The sequence below is a fragment of the Halobacteriovorax sp. ZH5_bin.2 genome (genome assembly GCF_043196375.1).
Taxonomy (GTDB): Bacteria; Bdellovibrionota; Bacteriovoracia; order Bacteriovoracales; family Bacteriovoracaceae; genus Halobacteriovorax_A.
In genome coordinates, this window is record NZ_JBEBMJ010000002.1 from 552,162 (window position 1) to 573,075 (window position 20,914).

At 36.2% G+C, this 20,914-nt stretch carries 17 protein-coding genes and 1 tRNA gene; 9 read left to right on the forward strand and 9 right to left on the reverse strand.

All coding sequences use genetic code 11. The features are described from left to right. Window positions 1-15: 15 nt before the first annotated feature. The 4 genes from ABMA76_RS07775 to ABMA76_RS07790 all read right to left on the reverse strand — a co-directional run bounded on the left by ABMA76_RS07775 (window position 16) and on the right by ABMA76_RS07790 (window position 4,456). Window positions 16-1,434 (reverse strand): hypothetical protein, encoded by a 1,419-nt coding sequence (locus ABMA76_RS07775; RefSeq protein WP_392907349.1) that lies wholly within the window; start codon window positions 1,432-1,434, stop codon window positions 16-18. Window positions 1,435-1,586: 152 nt separating this feature from the next. Continuing rightward, the gene (locus ABMA76_RS07780; RefSeq protein WP_392907346.1) at window positions 1,587-2,048 is read right to left on the reverse strand and encodes a hypothetical protein; all 462 of its coding nucleotides are present in this window, start codon (window positions 2,046-2,048) and stop codon (window positions 1,587-1,589) included. Window positions 2,049-2,294: 246 nt separating this feature from the next. Continuing rightward, the gene (locus ABMA76_RS07785; RefSeq protein ID WP_392907343.1) at window positions 2,295-3,500 is read right to left on the reverse strand and encodes a DNA recombination protein RmuC; all 1,206 of its coding nucleotides are present in this window, start codon (window positions 3,498-3,500) and stop codon (window positions 2,295-2,297) included. Continuing rightward, window positions 3,500-4,456 carry a M23 family metallopeptidase gene (locus ABMA76_RS07790; protein ID WP_392907340.1) on the reverse strand — a complete coding sequence of 319 codons (957 nt, stop codon included), beginning with the start codon at window positions 4,454-4,456 and terminating at the stop codon, window positions 3,500-3,502. The genes ABMA76_RS07785 and ABMA76_RS07790 overlap by 1 nt, the downstream gene beginning before the upstream one ends. Window positions 4,457-4,560: 104 nt before the next feature. Between ABMA76_RS07790 and hisS the strand changes: the two genes are divergently transcribed. Continuing rightward, window positions 4,561-5,901: a histidine--tRNA ligase gene (gene hisS, locus ABMA76_RS07795; RefSeq protein WP_392907337.1), complete on the forward strand. Its 1,341-nt coding sequence runs from the start codon at window positions 4,561-4,563 to the stop codon at window positions 5,899-5,901. A 59-nt stretch (window positions 5,902-5,960) separates the two neighbouring features. Here hisS and ABMA76_RS07800 read toward each other — a convergent pair whose 3' ends face one another. Then, window positions 5,961-6,245: a hypothetical protein gene (locus ABMA76_RS07800; protein ID WP_021266565.1), complete on the reverse strand. Its 285-nt coding sequence runs from the start codon at window positions 6,243-6,245 to the stop codon at window positions 5,961-5,963. Between the two features lie 192 nt (window positions 6,246-6,437). Between ABMA76_RS07800 and ABMA76_RS07805 the strand changes: the two genes are divergently transcribed. From ABMA76_RS07805 to ABMA76_RS07840, 8 genes are all read left to right on the forward strand, one after another. Continuing rightward, window positions 6,438-6,872, forward strand: a complete 435-nt coding sequence (locus ABMA76_RS07805) for a hypothetical protein (RefSeq protein WP_392907334.1) — start codon at window positions 6,438-6,440, stop codon at window positions 6,870-6,872. 33 nt (window positions 6,873-6,905) lie between these two features. After that, window positions 6,906-8,234 carry a hypothetical protein gene (locus ABMA76_RS07810; protein WP_392907331.1) on the forward strand — a complete coding sequence of 443 codons (1,329 nt, stop codon included), beginning with the start codon at window positions 6,906-6,908 and terminating at the stop codon, window positions 8,232-8,234. A 95-nt stretch (window positions 8,235-8,329) separates the two neighbouring features. Then, window positions 8,330-8,941, forward strand: a complete 612-nt coding sequence (locus ABMA76_RS07815) for a hypothetical protein (protein WP_392907329.1) — start codon at window positions 8,330-8,332, stop codon at window positions 8,939-8,941. 72 nt (window positions 8,942-9,013) lie between these two features. Then, a complete protein-coding gene (locus ABMA76_RS07820) occupies window positions 9,014-11,215 on the forward strand; it encodes a hypothetical protein (protein ID WP_392907326.1) in 2,202 nt (733 codons plus the stop codon). A gap of 55 nt (window positions 11,216-11,270) precedes the next feature. Then, window positions 11,271-11,346 (forward strand) — tRNA-Ala (locus ABMA76_RS07825). 299 nt (window positions 11,347-11,645) lie between these two features. Then, window positions 11,646-12,467, forward strand: a complete 822-nt coding sequence (locus tag ABMA76_RS07830) for a hypothetical protein (RefSeq protein ID WP_392907323.1) — start codon at window positions 11,646-11,648, stop codon at window positions 12,465-12,467. Window positions 12,468-12,733: 266 nt separating this feature from the next. Further along, on the forward strand, window positions 12,734-13,048 hold the full coding sequence (locus tag ABMA76_RS07835) for a VF530 family DNA-binding protein (RefSeq protein WP_392907320.1): 315 nt from the start codon (window positions 12,734-12,736) through the stop codon (window positions 13,046-13,048). A gap of 101 nt (window positions 13,049-13,149) precedes the next feature. Continuing rightward, the gene (locus ABMA76_RS07840) at window positions 13,150-13,305 is read left to right on the forward strand and encodes a DUF5522 domain-containing protein (RefSeq protein ID WP_392908598.1); all 156 of its coding nucleotides are present in this window, start codon (window positions 13,150-13,152) and stop codon (window positions 13,303-13,305) included. 187 nt (window positions 13,306-13,492) lie between these two features. Here ABMA76_RS07840 and ABMA76_RS07845 read toward each other — a convergent pair whose 3' ends face one another. The 4 genes from ABMA76_RS07845 to ABMA76_RS07860 form a co-directional block, all read right to left on the reverse strand. Then, window positions 13,493-14,323, reverse strand: a complete 831-nt coding sequence (locus ABMA76_RS07845) for a hypothetical protein (RefSeq protein WP_392907317.1) — start codon at window positions 14,321-14,323, stop codon at window positions 13,493-13,495. Between the two features lie 451 nt (window positions 14,324-14,774). Beyond that, entirely contained in the window at window positions 14,775-15,167 is a 393-nt protein-coding gene (locus ABMA76_RS07850; protein ID WP_392989035.1) for a DUF4423 domain-containing protein, read from the reverse strand. Window positions 15,168-15,296: 129 nt separating this feature from the next. Then, window positions 15,297-20,405: an AAA family ATPase gene (locus ABMA76_RS07855; RefSeq protein WP_393061315.1), complete on the reverse strand. Its 5,109-nt coding sequence runs from the start codon at window positions 20,403-20,405 to the stop codon at window positions 15,297-15,299. Between the two features lie 23 nt (window positions 20,406-20,428). Next, window positions 20,429-20,908: a response regulator gene (locus tag ABMA76_RS07860; RefSeq protein WP_392989028.1), complete on the reverse strand. Its 480-nt coding sequence runs from the start codon at window positions 20,906-20,908 to the stop codon at window positions 20,429-20,431. Window positions 20,909-20,914 lie beyond the last annotated feature (6 nt).

A 20,914-nucleotide genomic window follows, 5' to 3' on the forward strand; every position in this document is an offset into this window, starting at 1 on the left:
TTAATCGATTAATTACTAAAGCGCAGGAGAAAACCAAATGTCATAGACACTTCCATTTCGTCCATCTTCAGTTGTAAAAATTGATCTTTCTCTCGCTTCGGCCCTTCCTTCAAAGGCGATATGTCCTTTCTTGTAATCTAAGCTTATTGATGTAACTCCTCGTTTTAGAAGTGACGTTAACTCGGAACTTTCACTTACTCCATTACCATTGAGATCATTCCATAAAATAAGATTTGAATAAATCTCATCATTAGCATCAATGATGCCATCATTGTTAGAGTCATATTTTGCAAGAGCTCTAAAACCATTTTCATAAGTATTTTGATTACCAAATAGCTCTAATGCACTATTGATTTTTCCATCTCCATTACGATCTAGTGCAAGGAAGTAGCCTTTTGAGTTTGGCTCAACCCAGTTTATGATTGGAACATCATTGATAAGTGGAAATGAGCTGCGGCCTAGAAACTGTGGAAGTTCAGAGTCAAAAAATAACATTAGCGGCGAGTAATATGATCCACAAAATTGATTACGTCCCAAGAAAGCGGCTTTTATATTAAGACAGTCCTCAAAATCATTTAGACCAATACTACCCTTGTAATCTAATTTAACCCATTTATCTTCATTAACATTATGTTGAAAAAACTCAACATTAACATCACTTGATCGACCAGAAAACTGTACTTTCCCAGTACTTAAATCTCTTGCCCCTGTACGCTTAGGAATTTGTATCTCTGAAATTAAGACATTAACTTCCCCTTCATGAATTTCGCTTTCGGCCGTATCATCAGCTCCTGAAACAATATGAGTTTCCACATCCATTGTCTCTTTACCGCGAATTCCACAATTAGCAATTCCTGGCTTCTTAGTATAAGAAGACTTAGCAGCATAACCAGTTCCCTTCCAATTATAGAAGAACTTACATTTTACTTTCTTATTAAGATCAGCTTGTCCTAAAGGGTCACCTTTACGAGAGCAATCAAGATAGTCATTTAAGAAAAATTTCTCTTTGTTATAAGAGCAATTATAATCAATATTTCGTGATGAATTTCCACTTTGAATTAAACACTTAACCTTATTTGTATCAGCTTCCCAATTACAAGACTGTCCATAAGTATTTGGCCAAGTAACTTGAGGAGAGAAGGTAGTATTACTTTCAAACAGCTTTCCACCATTTGAAAGTTTAACATTCATTTTTATATCACCGCCACGAGGATCAATTGAACTCTTTGCGTGACGAAGGTTTGCACCATAACATGTTGGCGTCAGGGTAATATTTAAATGCTTAGAACGAAATTGATCACAAGAATTTTTCTTAACAACATTACCGACTTGATTAAGCTTAACCCCAAGAGCTGTGTTATTTGGGATTACTGAAATCCCTTGAGCGAAAGCCTGATGGCCACTAAATATGATTAAGAATAAGAATGCTAACATTTCACTACTTCCTTTCTGTAAGTAATTTCCTTTAGCTTAACATCACTATTTTAAAGCACTTACAACTTACTGAATTCACAACTCTATAAATCCTAAACCTCTTATCTAACTAAAATTACATGAGTACTATTCTTGGCATCAGGCCAAAGAATTTATTTGCGAGAGTTTTGTTTATCTACTAGCTCGTTAAATGAGTCTTCGATCTCTTTAAAATAATCACCTTTTCTAAAAGTTACCTTCTCTAAAAAGTTCTCTTTATCCCCTTGAGAGTTGGCCAATTTTTTAAAATGTTGATTCAATCGATACAGTGGACCTGCTATCTTATGAGACATTGTTAGGCCTAGATAGAGAAATAGGAAGAATGAAACGAGTACAGCAATAAGAAGCGAGAAGCTGATAATTTGAACTTGTACATCCCAAAAGCCTTGAAATGCCTGGCTTTGAAAAAAACCACTCTCCTCTGCCATCTCTTTGACATTGACCAAGAAAGACAAAATTGTGGCCACAAAAAGCCCACAAGAGATGAGATTTAAGAATCCAAATTTAACAAGAAAGTGTTTTTGAAATTCTGGATTGATCCAGATTTGCTTTAGACGACGGCGGTTTTTTGCCATATCTGAACTCCTATAATATATATTTAAATACTATTATAGGAGCTTACTTAAGTTATTGAAACAAGGGAAAAGTTATCCTTATTTCCTAGTGATGATCATCCATCATGGCATCATCAAAGTCTTTACAAGCAATAGCTAGAGAAGCTGGTAAAAGTGCCCAAAAACCCACTAAACTAAGTGCTACGAATACTTCTAAACTCATATATTATTCCTTTTATTCTAAATTTCTTTGAAACCTATTGCCCATTATAAGTCATTTAAACTTTCCTGACTAGAAAATTCGACTTCAGGGGCCTGCCCCTTATCGATCTCAACTTCCATAATCCTTTGAAATCTTTTGGAAATCTTACCAGTCGTTATATTAATATTATTTACGTCTTTAGTTACCGTCGCTAAGTGCTTAGTTAGGTCACCCCATCTCTTCTCATATAGGCCAAAATCAACACCCAGCTTATTGATCTCTTCGTGTAGAATCGACATATATTTAGAGCGCTCCATATTCATCAGAACTGACTGGACAGTTGTTAAAGTGGCCATAAAAGTTGTCGGTGAAGCAATCCAAACATTCTTCTTTTGAGAGTAAGCAATAATATCTTCGTGATAAGCATGAATTTCAGCAAAGATTGCTTCTGCAGGAAGAAATAGAACGGCCTGCTCAGAAGTTTCACCCTTAATGATATATTTTGAAGAAATATCATCAATATGCTTTTTAACGTTCTTCACAAACTCACGGCGAGCAAGAGTCTTCTCCTCAACACTCCCCTCAAACATTCTCTTGAAATTCTCTAGTGGAAATTTCGAGTCGACACATAATCTTCCAATTGGCTCAGGAAGATCAAGCATTGCATCCACAAGCTTGTCGTTAGATAGCTTAAACTGAAGCTTATAGTACTTATCACCGTCTCCAAAGACAGACTTAAGTAGCGAAGTTAGTTGAACCTCTCCAAAAATCCCGCGAGACTTCTTATCGGTTAAAACCTCTTGTAGGCTTACAACATTAGTTGAGAGAGATTCAATCTTCTTTTGGGCCTCATCAATCTTAGCAAGACGAGCGATAATACCAGTAAAAGTTTCGTTAGTTTTTTTGAAACCTTCATTTAAGTTTTCTTGAACCTTATTATTGATCTTCTCTAACTTTTCTTGGATAGCATGATTAGTCTTATCAAATTTCTTTTCAAGATCTTGTGTTAATTGGTCTTTGAAACTAAACATATCTTTATTAAGTGCACCTTTTGTCTCCATTAGGCGCTCAACCACGATCTCACGAAGATTTGAGAAGTTCTCTGCTAGTTGATTATTATTTCTAAAAAGCGTCTCAGTAACATCATCTTTTTGAGAACGGATAAGGTTAGTTACTTCATCAAAGTTAACCGTATGCTCTTTCTTAAATATAAGAAATAAGAAAGCTAAGATTGCGACTTGTAAAACGATGACAATAATTATTGGAGTCATTAATTCTTTCCTTCAATTTTTGGCGTAACATATTTTTGGGCCTTGAGACTTCGCTCTTTTTCTTTAATGAATTGCAGGCCATCAACCCATTTACCTTGTACACGTACACCCCAGTGTAAGTGCGGAGCACTTGAACGACCAGTATTACCACTTAAAGCGATGATTTGACCACGCTTAACTGTATCACCTTGATTAACCTTGAATTTTGACAGATGGCAATACATTGTGATGACACCGGCTCCGTGGTCGATGAAAACAGCATTACCATTAAAGAAGAGATCCTTAACGAGAATAACTCTTCCGTCATTAGAAGCTTTTACTGGAGTAGGCCTTCTGGCGCGCATATCAGTTCCTGAATGCCAGCTATTCTTCTTATTATTGAAAACGCGACGATTACCATAGTAGGCCGTTATTTTTGAGTCAAGAGGCTTAATAAAGTCCTTATCTGTTAGTGACTTCTCTAACTCAGCTGTCGCATAAGCTTCTTTTTGTAACTTTACTTCCTCTTGCCAGCGCTTAACGGCCTCAGGAGACAAGTCGACATGTTTTTTTGAAACCTTGATATATGACTTCTTATAATCAAAAGGCTTAATTTCAAATGTTGCGATATGGTATTGAACCTCTTGGCCGTAAACTTCAGACTTTAGGTAGCAGTGAACAGAAGTCGCAGCGTTTGTCTCCTCGCCATCCTTTGTCTCAAAGTACCAATATTTTGGTGCCCAAACTGTCTCGAGAGTATTTCCTTTCACATTGTGGCCAAGAGTTTCCTTTCCACAAAGAACTCGAAACTTCTCCCCAATACTTGGCAATTCCAAGACAATTTTATTGACCTTCCCAGGGTAGGCAATTCGCTGTTCAACTTCGTATGTCCCAAGTTGTGGTAATGGTTTGATCCCAGCACATGAATAGATAAATAGAATGAAGAAAAGTGGTAATAGCTTTGTGTGTTGTCTCATATGAAAATTATGGCAAAGAAGTCACGTTTTTTAAACGCCTATTGCTTTAAAAGTACTAAAAATCAGGGTATAAACAAATATATTTATTTCGAAGGGGTAATTTAATGGCGACTATTAAGCCACAAAACGCAAAAGGAACTAGAGATTTCGGGCCAATCGAGTCAGCAAGAAGAAATCATATTTTTGAAACAATTAAAAAAAGGTTTCAATCTCATGGTTTTATGCCACTTGAAACACCGGCCGTTGAAAACTTGAACGTACTTACGGGAAAATATGGAGAGGAAGGAGACAAGCTTCTTTTTCGCGTTCTAAACTCAGGAGACTTTTTAAAGAAAGTTAAACCTGAAGATCTTCAAGAAAAAAACCTTGGGGCCGTTTCAAGCAAAATGTGTGAGCGTGGACTTCGCTACGATCTAACAATTCCATTCGCTCGTTATGTGTGTGCTAATCTTAATGATCTTGCTCTGCCATTTAAGCGCTACCAAATTCAGCCGGTATGGCGCGCTGACCGTCCTCAAAAAGGACGCTACAGAGAGTTCTATCAGTGCGATGGAGATATCATCGGAACAGAATCACTACTAAGTGAAGTATCACTTGTGGAAGTCTATCATGATGTATTTAAGGACCTAAAGATCGACGGTGTTGAAATCGTCATCAATAACAGAAAAATCCTTCAGGGAATTGCAAGTGTTCTTGGTGTTAGTGACAAATTAACAGATATGACAATTGCTATTGATAAACTTGATAAGATTGGCGCTGAGAAAGTTGGAGAAGAACTACTTAATCGTGGCTTCAATAAAGATCAAGTAAATCGCCTCTCAACTCTTCTTACTCTTGAAGGTAGCTCAGATGAGAAACTTGCAATGATCAAAGACTTCCTTGGGGATGATGAGATTGGGAGTCTAGGATTAAAAGAGTTGAAATTTGTTCTTACAAATGTAAAAGAGCTTGGAATTGAGAACTTAGTATTTGACCCTACCCTTGCACGTGGACTTGATTACTACACAGGTTGTATCTTCGAAGTGAAGCTAGTCGATGGTTCAATGGGAAGTATCGGTGGCGGTGGACGCTACGATGACTTAACAAGTATGTTTGGTCAAAAAGAGAAACTCTCAGGTGTTGGGATCTCATTTGGAGCAGAAAGAATTTATGATGTGATGCTTGATCGCGGTCTATTTGAAGATATTAGCGCAAGCGTTGATTATATGATCATCAATATGAGTGATGAAGATCAAAAAGAATACCTCCAGATAGCTCGTAAATTTAGATCAGAAGGCCATTCTATTGAGATTTACCCTACCTCAGCTAAAATGAAGAAGCAGATGACTTACGCTAATAAGCGTGGAGTGAAGAATGTGATCTTCTACGGTGAAGCCGAGAAAGACAAAGGTGTACTTCAAGTCAAACAAATGGAATCTGGAGAACAATCAGAAATTAAATTTTAATTAAAAAAAGCCACTCTAAGAGTGGCCTTTTTATTTCTAACGAAATTGATTCGTGTCGATTATCCTAGGATATCGTATGGACGAATTGTCTTTCTACCGTTAGCTGTACATCTCTTTTGAGCTTGATCAACTAGCCAGTATACGTACTCGTTCATTGCTTCAAGAGCGTCAGAAGATACATTGTATCCTTTACCCTTAAGAGCTTCTTTAGTTTTTGAACCAACTAGAAGCATTTCTTTTTTCTTAGTTGCTTTTTTAGCTGTTTTCTTAGCTGCTTTTTTTGGAGCTGCTTTCTTCGCAGCCTTCTTTGGAGCTGCTTTTTTCGTAGCTTTTTTCTTTGCCATTTTAAACCTCGTGTTTAGTGTTTTTAACGAAAAATTTGTAATAATGTAATTTTAAGTACCTGGCCTAAACTACGTCAATAAAAAAAACGGAATGCCTCTTTAATTTGTCGATAAAACCCCCCAATCTCAACTAAATAAATGGGTAAAATGGTCACCTTTGCGCCAATTCCAAGCTTGAGCTAATCTTTAGGGATGGATAAGCAAGCTATTAAAATTGCTTCAGAAAAAAGCAACAAATTTATATTAGCGTTTGAAAATATCACAAGTAATACAAACGTCTACGATACAGAGAAAAACCAAATACTCATGTTGGAAGCACCTAACAGTATATGTGCAATCATCCCAAAGAAAACATGTGCAAATGGCCACAAGATCAATCTCTACATTATTCAAAGCTCACAAGTACCAATAGGACAGCTCGGCAATATTACAAAACTTGCGAATGTCATAAAGCTAGTAAGCGAGGTCATTGAGATTGAAGAATATGGTAAAGAAAAAAATAAAGTTGTTTTTCGCTTACTTGAAGACAACTTAAAAGAGCATAAGAAAATTGAGGCGGTGATCTTAGAAAGGCAAGAACGCTTTAATGAGCTTTTGAAAGAATATCGAAACACACACAATGACTAAAAATAATTAAGAGACAGTTACGGAATTGAAGAAATGAATAGAGAAGCATTTTTTAACGACATGGAAGTTTTGGTAGTCGAGTCCATAGGAAACGCACGCGTGGCCTATGAGAATGCGTTTAAGACTCTGGGAGTCCAGAGGAAGAATGTGCGATTTGCCAAAACTTTCAAAGATGCCATTAAAGAGATGAGGAGCTTTAAGCCTACTCTTGTTTTCTCTTATGAAGTACTCGCTGAAGGGCGCTACAATGAAGTATTAAAAGAACACTTAAAAATTCTTCCAAATCGAACAAAGAGTAGTTTTATTCTTTTGACTCAAAATGACTCAATTGATGCAATTTCAAGAATTGCCCAGCAACAAGTCGACCTTGTACTACCAATCCCATTTACGGTTGATAGTATCAAGGCCCTGATGGAAGAACTTTATCAAATGAAGTCTTCCCCTAGTGACTACAGAAAGCTAATTAATGAAGCTTATGAGTACGTTGGGACAAAGCATGAAAAAGTATTTGAAATTACTCAAAAGGCACGCGAAATCTCTGACAATGCATATGAGTCATTTTATCTTGAAGCTCTCTGTCAATTTAAAGAAGAAAAGTATGATGATGCTATCAAGTCTCTAGAACAGGCCTATGCACTCAACCCAACAGACTTTAACACTTTAAAGTTATTCTTTAAAACATATAAGCATTTAAAGAACTACTACATGGCACTTCAATACTCACTGAAGCTTCATGCCACCTACCCTATTTCTCCGGATATGCTTAGGGACCTTTCAATGGTGGCCGTTGCGGCAAGAAAACATGAATTGATTTTAAACTACTATGAAGCCTATAAGAAAGTTAATGAGCCCGCCAATGATATCAAGGACGCTATTGCCGCAGCTATAGTAATTTATGTTCAATGTGAATTAGATAAGATCGATTTCAATAAAGCAAAGATTCAAGATCTTGCAGTTAATAAGAGCTATAGAGAATCTCTTAAACTTTTAGAAGAAGCTTCAATAATTTGTACGACAAAGCCAGCAATTTTAGAACGTATGCTTGTTATCCTTGCCCATACACCAGACAATAAGACGACGAAGTTTATTCAAATTAAGCAGAAAGAAAAATTCCCTAAATATGAAAATGCTCCTCTTATGGATGCCCTCGTTTGTGACAAAGATTCCACTGCATCTCAATCATTAAAGATGGCCATTGATACATTAAATAGTGGTTTTAAGTCAGAGATCCTTTATGAAATAATTATAAAGAGGTCTGTTGAAATGAACCGTAAAAAAGAAAGTACTCAAGAATGGTATGAACAAGCACTTAAAATCTATCCAAATATAAAGGTTAGGCTCGATAAATTTTATAATGCCTAATGTGATTACGAACACTTCGCCCTGCGCCGTACCATAAAGACCTTTGCATAGGCCCACCAAAATTATATAAGAATAGGAAATTTTTGGGGGTATTTATGTTTAGAGCAGTAATTCTGCTAGCTGCAATTGTTTACTTAACAAGTACAATGGCGCAATTTCAAGCACCACAAATTCCATCTTATACACAAGCTCAATGTGTAGAGAAGCTATGTGCAAATAATCCAGGTGAATGTAGCTCAAGAATGCAGCATCGAATGATCTTTGATGCATGTTCAAGACAACTTGATCTAGGATGTGTTGATCTTTCAATGAAACTGATCTCAAGCTATGAGCAAAATGACCTAGAAGAAATGATCTCAATTGCTCGCTCTTGTCAGTATGTTTCAGGATACGCTCACCAAACGGCCATGAAGAATATGTACCGTTATGACCGTGATGAATTTTCAGAAATCACATTTATTAACTCAAGACTTTGGCTTGTTCAAAACTCTTGTTTAACAAGTGCGATTTCAAGACTTCACCCAAGAGACTTTGATAGTCTTGAAGATTTAAAAGCAATTACAAACCAATGTACTGGTACTTTTGATGTTGCCTGCTTTGAGACGCAGTGTAAGTCAAAATACTCATGTAACGATCAAGAAGAGGTTGTCGATGCACTTAGAAGCTGTATCGCGGGGCCAAGTAAAGTTGATCGTCGCAGACTTTAAAATTTAAAAAATTTAAAATTAAAAAGCTAAAAAAATAAACACACACAAGAACACAACACACAGGTTTTTTTAATGATTAAAATTCTAATTAAAATAGTGGCCATCACGATGGTGGCCACATTTTCTAAGGCTCAATTTAATAGCTCAATACTCTTTAACGGACGCTTAGCAAACTCATGTCAGTTTGTCAGTGACCAAGCAGTTCTTGAAGTCGTCGACTCTCTTATAACTGCAATCAAAGACATAAATGATGAGCGCTACCGTTGCCAATCTATATACGCAAACTCTAAGGCATTCCTCGCCTCTTTAAGCGAGCAGTATCGTACAAGCTCAAATGAACTTTCGATCATCGATGCAAACCTTGAAACGATCTCAAGTGAAGTTTATAAACTTGTTACAAGTAGCTCATACGCAGGAGAATACGATCAAGAGATCCTAAGTCTTCAGCGTCGTAGACAAGAACTTTTAGATAATGACTACAATCAAAACAATGGTGTTGTGGACTCACTAAGTATGGCCACAACAATCCTTGATGACCTAAGAGCAGCACCAGAGTGTGATGAGGACCTGGGAACAAAGATGATTCGTCCAACGATCATGCTTATGGGCCAGGTTGCTGGAGCGCTTTATCCTGGTTCTAGCTTATTTACAGCAGCTGCTTCAACAGGGCTTGCCAATATGGTTGACAGCCTAGTTTCTTACGTACAATTTAAGGGCAATGATGCCAACCAAGCATTAGAGGACCTGTATAATAGTCGCAACTACTACGTTTCTTACAAGTGTGCGTATAAGAATATCAACGCTATGACTTGTAACCTTCGTCGTAAAAATGCCACAAGAGAAGAAGCAAAATGGCTTTATAATTATATTAAAGAGCTTGATACTCCAGATAAAGATTTTGAACGCATCAAGGACCTTAGAAAACACTACCCTCGCCTTCAGCGAATCTTAAGTGAACTTCGTGATATTTACGAAACAGCAAACCAACAAGATACAATTGTTACCATTGCCACTCTTCAAAAAGAGCAGGCAAAGCTTAGACTCTATCAACCAAATCCTTACGAAATTGAGGAGTGGAATGATAGCTACCAGAACATTCGCCCGTGGAGTGAGTGGGCCCATATGCTCACTTGGTATTCTAATATCAATTCAAAGCTAAAGGTCTACTGTCGTGAATTCCAAGATGGTAAGTACTGGGTAAAAGAAAATAGCGATTGCCAAGAAGCCGCTATTGCTAGAAATGATGATCGCACACAATATATCCAAGAAGTTATTAAACCTGCACTAGCAGACCTTGCAGCTGACAAGGAAAGGCTTTCAGAGAAGCTAAGAAATTCAGTAAACGTTGAAAGGCTTTATAAAATTATCGAAGCTGAAGACAATTGGCGTGATAATAAAAAAGACTTCTCTATCACTGAAGTTATTCAAATCTTTGAAGAAGACTTAGAGAATACAACAACTAGACCAGAAGCAACGTCACTCTTTTCAATTAGAATTAGGAAAGCACTTAAGGCCCTAAAGGCATTAGTTAATTTTGAAAATGTTGTGACAGACACACAGGGGCTGACGCCAGAAGATTGTGATATCGATAATCCAACTTGTCAGTGTGGCAGCTTTAAGGATCTTTCTCAAGCTGCTTATACGTACCTTGCAAATAATCTATCAGATGGAGACGTTCTTTCTGTTGAAACAATTGATGCAAGTTTTTACAATTATATCCGCACAGTAGAAGAGTTCTTCCTATATGGGCTTCCTTATGCTGAGTCGCCAAAGCTTACTTATGAAGACAGCTTAAATTACTCTAAGTATATTTTCCTTGTTCCAATTTATCGTGGCATTCAAGAAAGCCTTCTTCGTGGAGACAACGTGGGAGCAAGTAATATCCCACTAATGAATACAGCACGTCGTAACTTTGAAAAAGTTTTTGCAAAAGAAATCATCAAAGTTCTAAATAAGAATGTAAAAGTGGCCCTGGACAAAGGAAGCCGTCACGATATCTACCGTGACACTCTCCACTCTTGTGCTATCTACTACCCAATGATTAAACAAAAAGGTATGGGCCTTCGCGCGAAATACGTCCTCAAAAGATGCAAGGAGCTACTTGACAAGAGTGGCGGTATCCCTTACCTCATCCAAGGCCAAGAGCGCTTCTCAACAAAGAACGAAGCTTACAAAAACCAGTGCTTCTATCGTGACTACGAAGAGGCCGTAAGCACAAAGAAAGCAGAAATCGCTCGCGAACTTGATCAAAGTGGTGATTTACCAGAATTATAATATTGCCAACCCCACGCGGGTTGGCTATTATCTTTCTACAAAATATCTCAATTGAGGGCCTTTAGCTCAGCTGGGAGAGCGCTTCGCTGGCAGCGAAGAGGTCAGCGGTTCGATCCCGCTAAGGTCCACCATAAAAAAGCCCGTGCGGTATGAGCGTAAGCGAATATCACACGGGCTTTTTTTATTGTTGATTTTAGTGTCAGATATAATTGCTTTTGGCGGTTGCCTACAGGATGTAGGTATGTCGACGGAGGCAGGAGCCGGCAGTCGACTCGATCCCGCTAAGGTCCACCATTTCTTTTACTCTTTAATTTCAATGCATTACAATTAAATTCAATACACTCATTCTCACTAGGTAATTATGAACAAGCTTAAACTACTAGCAACTCTCTTGTCTTTGATGATTTTCTCGAGCTGTAGGAACGAGGAGTTGGATTTAGATAAATATAGAATGAGAGGAGCTGCGATACTAGTCCCTGTTAAGTTTAAAGATAGACCTATTACTTATCTCCAGTTAGATACCGGTAGTCCAAGAAGTTACTTAAAACTGTGCAAGAAAGAACTGTCGAAAGTGTCAACTGAGGTTAGAAAGAGCTCTCAAACTCATATGATTAAATTTTTAGGGAGAAGCTTTAGCCATAAGTTTCATCTGTATAATTATCCGAAGAAGTATAATTGCGACAAAGTGTGGGACAAAGGACCAATTGGTACTATTGGTAATGATGTTCTTAATGATCGATTACTGGTAATCGACTTTTCGCAATCAAAAGTTGGTGTTACAGATAATGAGAAAAGTATTCTGGCAAAATACAGGAAAAGAATTACTTATATTGATGCGAAAGTTATTTCTAATAGATTCATTATAAATGTGAAGACTTCATCAGGAAAAACGCTACCTCTTATGTACGACTCTGGGGGCGGGGGAACTGATATCACTGTAGAATACCGAACTTGGCAAGAGTTGACTGGAAGGACGCTTGATGATTCTACTAACATGTTGACTAGAGGATGGTCATGGAATCAATACGTCGACTTTATAAGTAATTACTCCAAAGAAGATATATTCATTGGCCCATTAAAAATAAAGAATCCTTTGATTACGTTTGCTAATAGTGATGCTAAGAATTTTAAATTCAGTAAATATAAAACTAAAATAGAAGGAATTCTGAGTAATAAGGCCTTTAAAGGCGATTATATTCTCGTATTAGACTTTAAACATCATAGACTGGGTATGTTAGATTTATCCTTGTAGTAAGATAATAAAGTTCGATATGTCGAAAGTACGCTCCACCAAAACAAAAAAGCCCACTCGAAAGAGTGGGCTTTTTTGTTTTTGTTGATTTTAGTATCAGATCTAATTGCTTATGGCGGTCGATGGCATGGATGCCATCGTGTCGACGACGCAGGAGCTAAAGTCGACTCCCCTACAAACAATTTTACCAAGAAATAAAGTGAATATAGATGTATGACACTTTATGAGCTACCATATCTTAAACTATATAAATCCAGGTAAAAAATATGAATGATCAAAACAATCGCAAAAAAGACCCTTTAGAGGGCGTGACTTTAAAGATGATGTTAACAGACGTTATCAATCTCTTTGGCTGTAAAGAAATCTATGAAATGACAGAGATCAATAGTTTCAATGATGAACCACCGATGTTTAATAAAATTTTGAAATTTATTAGAAAAAATCCATGGGCCATTCAAAAGATTGAGAAAATGTATCGTGGGAATTTAGAAACGATAGAAAAAATGAAACGCGATGGTACGGTATCGAAGAAAGACCTTGCTCTAGGAAGTGGTACGGGTGGCCGTAAAACAAAATACTAGTGTGCGAACGCTAGGTTCTGGTACAAAAAAGTATCAAATACCGAAATGAAGTTATGTCCAGAAATAAGAATAAGAAGAATAATCTAAAGTAGCAGTATCGCATCCTACATGACGAAGCCGTCAACAATGGTGAAGACTATTACAAAGACCCTGTTACAGGCGGTATCGTTTCTACCGAAGTACGCCTTAAGCGAATGAGAAAATGTTGTAAGTATGGCTGCCGCCATTGCCCTTGGGGATTTAAAAAGAGAAGCTAGTATAAATCAAAAGTATCAGTTTTTAAAGTAGCAGCAAAAATTATGAATCAAAAACTTGGCTTAATCAACCGTGTCCCCAACAAATGAACTAGTCGCTAGATTTTGCTTTAAATGCCTTTTTATTGACCGTGCATAATTAAAAAAAGTACATCAAACAATTTAACGATGGACCTATTAAAAATATTGTTTACGGTTTACCAAAAACTAAATCAAACTGAGTTTTACCATCTTTGTTTTTTGAAATTTTAAGTTTACACATTATAGATATATCTAAGATTTCCTTATTCTCACGAGTTGCCTCACTACCTAAGAAGCCATTTTCGAGAGTAATGACTTCATTCTCCTTATCGTGATACAAATACATCCCTCTTGTTTTATAATCAATATTCATACATGCTTTTGTTAGCTCGTACCTGTGATCAAGTTGAAAGTTCAGTTGTTTAAATAAGAATGCCATTTCTGAAGTAAATTGAATATAATAGCGATAACTTCGATCAGCGCTACAATTGCCACCTTTTTCAAGACATTTTTTAAAAACATCAAAGTCTTTTTTGAACTTTAGATCAGAAAGAGCTTTATCCAAGAAATATTTCTCGCTTACATTAGCAGTGAATCTAGCCTCTTCTTTAGGATGGAAGAAATAATTCACATTTTCATAGTTTATCTTATAACCACTACGCTCTCCTGAGAATTTAGAGAGGCCATACATTCTGATCCGATATCCCACCATCACATTTCTCTTAAGTTCAAGAAACTTATATTTACAATAGGATGATTTAATATCTGTATTAATTGAATTTAAATCACAAACAACCTTTCCGTTATCAATGAGTTTATCACCTTTCAGGGTAATACCATTCCTCCCCTCTACTTTTCGATTAGTCTTAATATGAAAAAATTCCTCAGAGCTCTTTTTCACATAATCCATAGTCAAGTTATAAACTTTTGAATCACTTATCCCCATCACATCAAATGAGAGTAGAATTGTATATACAATTAGAAAGTATCGCTTACTCATATTGTTCTTCTCCAAAAAGGATAAAGTCTTCTATCAAAGCTACTATTAAGCTGTTTCCACAATTAGATAACTTTCATTCTTAGCTTTAGTTTTCTTAGTATGAAAAAGGTTAGGAATACAATAATTGCTATATTGTTTGTAACATTGCTCCCCGCCTAGAGCTTTCTCAGATAACTTAAAGAGTTCCTTCGAGGAATCAATTTAACTTAATTACAGATACCTGCATTACAAATAATCGGTTAATTTCGAGTTAAAGGTGAACAAAAAAATGTGCTTAAGGTTTAAATTAGGTATATCGGCTAAGCTCTTAATTATATAAGCAGAGGATCATTTAATGTTAAAGCTTTAAAACTGTTTTTAATCAGCATTCTTCTTAACAATCACACAAGCTAGTCGATATTTTTTTGAATCTTAACTTAAGTATCCAGATGATTTTTCCTCTAAAAAAATATTAGGTTTTAAAAAAATCAATATTCAAACCACAAATAACTTCTGTTCCAGACTCCTTAATGTCGTCTTGGCCAGATTGGATTAGTTTTAAAATCTTTTCCTTCAGCGGTAAAAAATCTTTTTCATCAATCGTAAATGTTGAAGAATAATGAATATTATTAGCCTCTTCTTTAGCAATGATGTCTAGAACTTGTATTCGCTTTGCCACCTGATGAGGAGTATTTAACCAAGACTCAAACGGAAGATGAATGGACTTACCACTAAAGATATAGTTTTGATCTTGCTTCTCAACTAGACCAAGCTTTTCTAAGTAGATAAGAGTGGCCCTGACTTTTTTAATCGTGACTTCTATGTTGCAGTTATGATTAATAACGCAAGAATTAAACTCTAATATACTTTAACTTTAGTGCTAGGTGCTTTTTCACTGATACTGATCAAGGAAAAGTACCTAGTAACGGTACTTTTATTTCAAAAAACATATATTTTGACTATTTTTAGTTCAACACTATTTGTGAATTAATACTTAGCTTAGAGGAAGAACTAATCTAAATCGCGCCCCTTGATTCTCTCCATAACTAACTGCCGTTAAAGACCCCTGTAGCTGTTTAGCAATATTTGAGGAGTTATGTAATCCATAACCTTTTCCAAAACGGTTAGATTGTAAACCTGCTTTAAAAAGAGTTTTATGGGCCTCTTTACTAAAGCCAACACCATTATCAAAAACTTCGATAACAAGTGAATTATCTTTCAAAGATGCATGAATATCAATTTGTGAAGGGTTTTGTGATCGATCACAAGCTGTTTTAGCATTATTAAGTAGGTTCATTAAAATTGTAAGAGTGTTTGCGAAGTCAATCTTAACGAGTTCTTCAACATCGACGTCTATATTTATATAGTCGAGCTGATCCATTTCCAACATAGAAAGGGCCTGTTCGATTAATTCTTTTACATTGACTGACTCAATAACGTTCTTAGTTATACCATGCTCTAGATGAGTAACAAGAAGCTCTGAAACCGACTCCCCTTTCTTCTTTAGGGCCCTAACATCATTTCCTAAAACCTCATAGAGCTCTTCAGGAGATAAAGACTTTTTACGAAGTCTTCTATCCATTCGATAAATAACTGTCATTATTGATGTAATAGAGTTTCCAACATTATGTAGAATATTAGACATGATATCGGCCCTACCAGCGTTTCGAGCTGTATCAATCAGCTGCCTCTGTGCAGCTCGTAGCTCGTTACTTATCCCCTCAGCCTTTTCCTTTTCATTCATAAGCTCGATCGTTCTCTTTTGAACTTCATATTCAAGCTCAGAATTAAAGCGAGAGAGTCTCTCATATAATTCTGAATTCTCTAAAGAAATAGCAAGCTGGCCAACAAGCATATCAAGGAGTTCAAAATGGCCTTTTGTAAATGCACCATTAATCTCATTATTTTCGAGGTAAAGAATCCCTTTATCAGTAATAGGAACAACAAGAACAGAAAGATTATCTTTGCTTGAGAAATAATTCGAATTTTCCACTAATTGATTAGCAAAGAGACTATCTCCATAAAGGATAGGAGTTTTTGTTCGCCAAACATAATTAATAAGTGAATGTGGGATTTCCCTATAATCATCTAGAGCGAAAGGAAGTGAAACAGTACTCTTTGCCCCATTTTGAGAGCTAACGAATAGCTTTTCATCTTTATTTAAAACAATGAAGCCCTTAGCTGCTCCAGTATTAATAACCATAATATCGAGCATTGCCTCAAGTAAGTCTTCCTTAATTAAATTCTTAGAAATAACTTGAGATGAGAGTAGGATTGATTTTATATCAAAATTTTCCCAAGATGTTGTAATTGTTGTTTTCTCATTATTTTCATCTTGATCACGAGTTGTTAAAGAAAATTCTGTTTCTAATTGAGAACTCTTTCCCCAAGCTCCCCAAGCGCGGTAGAGTCCTGCAGCTTTTTGAATCTGTAAGCGTGCAAAGTCGTCATTCTTAAGGGTTTTCCATACTCTTGCCATTCTCTCACGTATAACTGATTCGATATTAACGTATTCACTCTCCTGAGCATAAGCTGCTGCTTTGTCATAAAGTTCTAAAGATAAGTAAATATCACCTTTTAGTAATAATCGCTCTGCTTCAACGAGGTAATACATGTGAGCAAAGTTCTCTGGACAATTGTCCATAAATCTCTTCATCTTCTCTTGGTTCGATTCCACTATTGTCATTAACGACTCATCAAAGTTTTTCTTTTTAGCAACTGCAAGAATCGCCAATGATTGAAAACAGAAGTGCGTAACATTAGTAATGACAGAAAATGAATATGGTAAAAGTTTTTGTGATTTAAAAGATGCTTCTAAACTTTCATCAAAGCGCTGTAGAATATAGTCATTTTGAACTTTAAGAGACATATACATACTCAAAGACATTAAGCTTTGATTTTGTTGGCATTCTTCAATATAGCGAACTTCATCCTCTCTCTCAGCGTCTTGAAGTTGAGAGATTGCAATACTAAGCCCTCTTAAAGTGTCGATACCAATTTGATTTGGGTGTTCAGTACAGAACTCTATTCCAGTTTGTATATCTTTTTGCAGTTCCTCAAGGTTTCTGCCGCGAAAGAATTGATTATAAGGCTTAAATAACTTAATGAATCCGGCCCATAAGTGTTCACCAGCATCATGTCCTGCCTTAAAGCCTTCCTCATTAAAGGCATCCCCTTCTTTAATATGTTGAGTCCAGAATTGAACATGATTTGCCATTGTATGGCACGCTCGACACTTCTGTCCAAGATGTGAAAAACGTTCAGCTATTTTAATCCCAAGTGCATTGAAGTCGTATCCTAAAGAGAATTCATTAAATGAACATAGAACAATTCCATACGATGCGTAACCTTTTGCAGACTCAGGTACTGGCCCATAGGCAAGAGAAAGCTGTACGATTTTAGCTACGACAATACAATACAGATCAATATTGCTTAAGTAGCAAGGAGAATCGAGATTGATAAGAATTTCAACCGCAATGCGATTTAGCTTATCTTTCATTTCAGGGGCATCATAGAGAGATTCAATTCCAGTAGATGGAATAAGCTTTCTTACAGCTTCAAGTTCCTTTGGAACAATATTTTTCAGATTTTCGCTTGGTAATGTTATACCTAAGCAGCAAAGCGCCAAACGGCCTTCACTAATTGCCTTATCATAAACACCCTGTGCAGTGTATTGGATAATTAAGATATTATGAACTTCGGCTTTTTCAATAGGGTCTTCTAATTGTTCAAGTAACCATCTGGCATGCTCTTCACACTTGATATAGTCTCCAGAGAGATAGTACAGGCTTGCTCTCTCTTTCTCTATTTTAAAGAAAATATCATGATAAGTTTCATTGGCCATACTTGGAAGAAACCTAGATGCATACCTCAAAAAAACACTTGCTTGATCAAAGGCCGTCGAAGACTTAGCTTTTTGAGATGCTTCAAAATTCATTTCTGCGAGTTCAAGTCTAAATTCACCATCATCAATAATACTTTCACAGTGATTCAAATGGCTAACAACAGTGATAGAATCGATATTTCCATCAACAATATGTGATAAAAGTTGTTTTCCAATATTCAGGTGTATATGTGAGCGCTCTTCTTTTGAAACAAGTTCATAAGCTGATTGCTGAATCTTATCATGTGCAAATTTATATTCACTATTATTAAGAGGTCTTATAAGAGGTGCACATCCAATTGAATTCAATTCATCTTTAATCTGTTCTTCACTAAGATCAGTAGCGTTTTTTAATAATTGTAAACTAAATTTATTCCCAACACATGCAGATAAATTAAGTAATTTCTGCGCCGACTCAGGTAGTTCCTTCATCATCTCAATTAAATAATCAACAACATTATCGCTAATTTGACTTTTTTGAATTTCTGTTAAGTTCCAGTCCCACTGAAGTTCTTTACTATTAAAAGTACAAATCTTTTTCTGATAAAGTACTTTAAGAAATTGGTCGACACTAAATGGGTTACCAGCAGTTTTTTGAAGTGTTAGTTTAGCTAATTCTGATGAATCTTTTTTAGACGCAAAAGTTCCATCAATCATGTCTTGAATATTATTTTGATTTAAAGGAGTAAGTTTTATTTCAGATTGATTAATACACGTATTAGAATCAATCAAGGCCGAAAGAGGATGATTCTTATCAACTTCATTATCTCTGAAAGCACCAATGAAGTAGAGAGGCTTTACTTTTTCGTTCGTCAACAAAAGTTCTAATAGGTGGATACTTCTAGCACTTGCCCACTGAAGATCATCAATGAACATAACAATATGACCGAGCCTTTCACATAGAACTTTAAATAATTCGATGAAGAGTAGCTCAAATCTCGTTTGAGACTCGATAGGTCCTAAGGGTGCCGGCTCCTTTTGCTTACCAATAATCATTTCCAACTCGGGAAGAATATCAGTCATTACTTTTGCATTAATCCCAAATGCATTTAGTAGGCTTTCTCTTAAATAAGAGATTTCTTTATCACTTTTAGTAAGGGCAAGTTTTAAAATATCAGAAACAGCACTTACAAGAGCAATTCCAAGAATATCCCCTTGGAATTGATCGAATTTGCCAGTGACAAAAATTCCATTTTCTTTAGTAATTGGGCCTAGAAGTTCATTTACTAAAACTGTTTTCCCAATTCCAGAAGGGCCAGAAATAAAGCTCGCCTGCTTCTTTTCGTTTGATAAGAAATTATTTACTAAAAGGTTAATTTCCTTTTCGCGCCCATAAAGGGTTTCAGGAATCGAAAACGTGTGCTTTACATCTTTTGTGCCAATTTCGAAGTCTGGCTCAGCTTCACCTGAACTAATCGCATCTAAGCACTTCTCAAGGTCAAATCTAATTCCAGATGCACTTTGGTAGCGAGACTCCGCTTTCTTTTCAAGTAAGTGATCAATAATTTTAGCAATTATCTTTGGATACTTAGCTAAACGACCTTCAACATCTACCTTTGTCGCAATATGGTGATAAACCCAAGTTAGTTTATCCTCTACCATAAATGGATATTCTCCGGTTAGAAGCTCAAAGAATGTAATCCCTAATGAATAAAAGTCCGAGCGATAATCAATCGATCGATTCATACGTCCAGTTTGTTCAGGAGACATATAAGCAAGGGTTCCTGCGAGTTTATTTACAGGAGAGAAAGAGATAAAGTCACTATCTCTTAATGAACCAAGCTCTAAGTCAATAACTTTGATTTCACCATTTCGATCAACAATTAGATTCGATGGGTTAATGTCTTTATGCGTAATTCCTTTCGAGTGTATTTCCTCAATCACAGATGTAATTTTAATTGCTAATTTTAAAAACTCAGTCGTTGATAAACTTGCATTAAGTGCCTTCTTATCTAGTGAGATCGATTCGTCATCATCTAAGACTAAGACCCAGTCACCTTCTGATTGAAAAAGGTCGATACAATTGACCATTGAATCACTATGATATTTAGAAAGGATATTAAATTCATTTTTTATAAAATCGATTTTATTACGAGATGGCTTTTTATAAACCTTGATGATAACGTTCTGATCACTATTTCTATCTTTTGCTCGATAGACAGTAGAGTTCTTACTGCGATGAAGTTCATTCGAAATTTGAAAATTTGAAATCTCTTGCATGATTTTACATCTCTATCTAAAGTTTATAATAGATATTTGTCTTCAATATTTTGCTCAATAAGTTCAGGGTAAAGTAGGCCAGAAGTTAGGCTACAGAAATTTTTCATCGTAAATGGCTTAGGTAGATAATAAATTTTTCGTTCTTTTGACGTTATACGTCCAATCATCTCTTCTAATGTATAATCACTATATGCCGAGCATATAACGAAGTTTTGTTTTGGGTAATTTTTGACAATACGTGAAATGGCCTCAATTCCGTCAATTCCTGGCGGCATCCTAACATCCATAAAAATCACGTCATATGGCCCTTGTTCACGATAGGCTTTGTCGACCATATCCACGGCCTCTTCACCTTGAAAAGCACTGTCAATTTTAAGTTGGCATGACTGATAAGTACTATTAGTCAGATCTTCTTTCAGATCATCCTCTAGATCGATAAGACACATATACATAAGCTCGTGTATATCTTCATTATCATCAACTATTAAGATGCGTCTTAACATTTATTC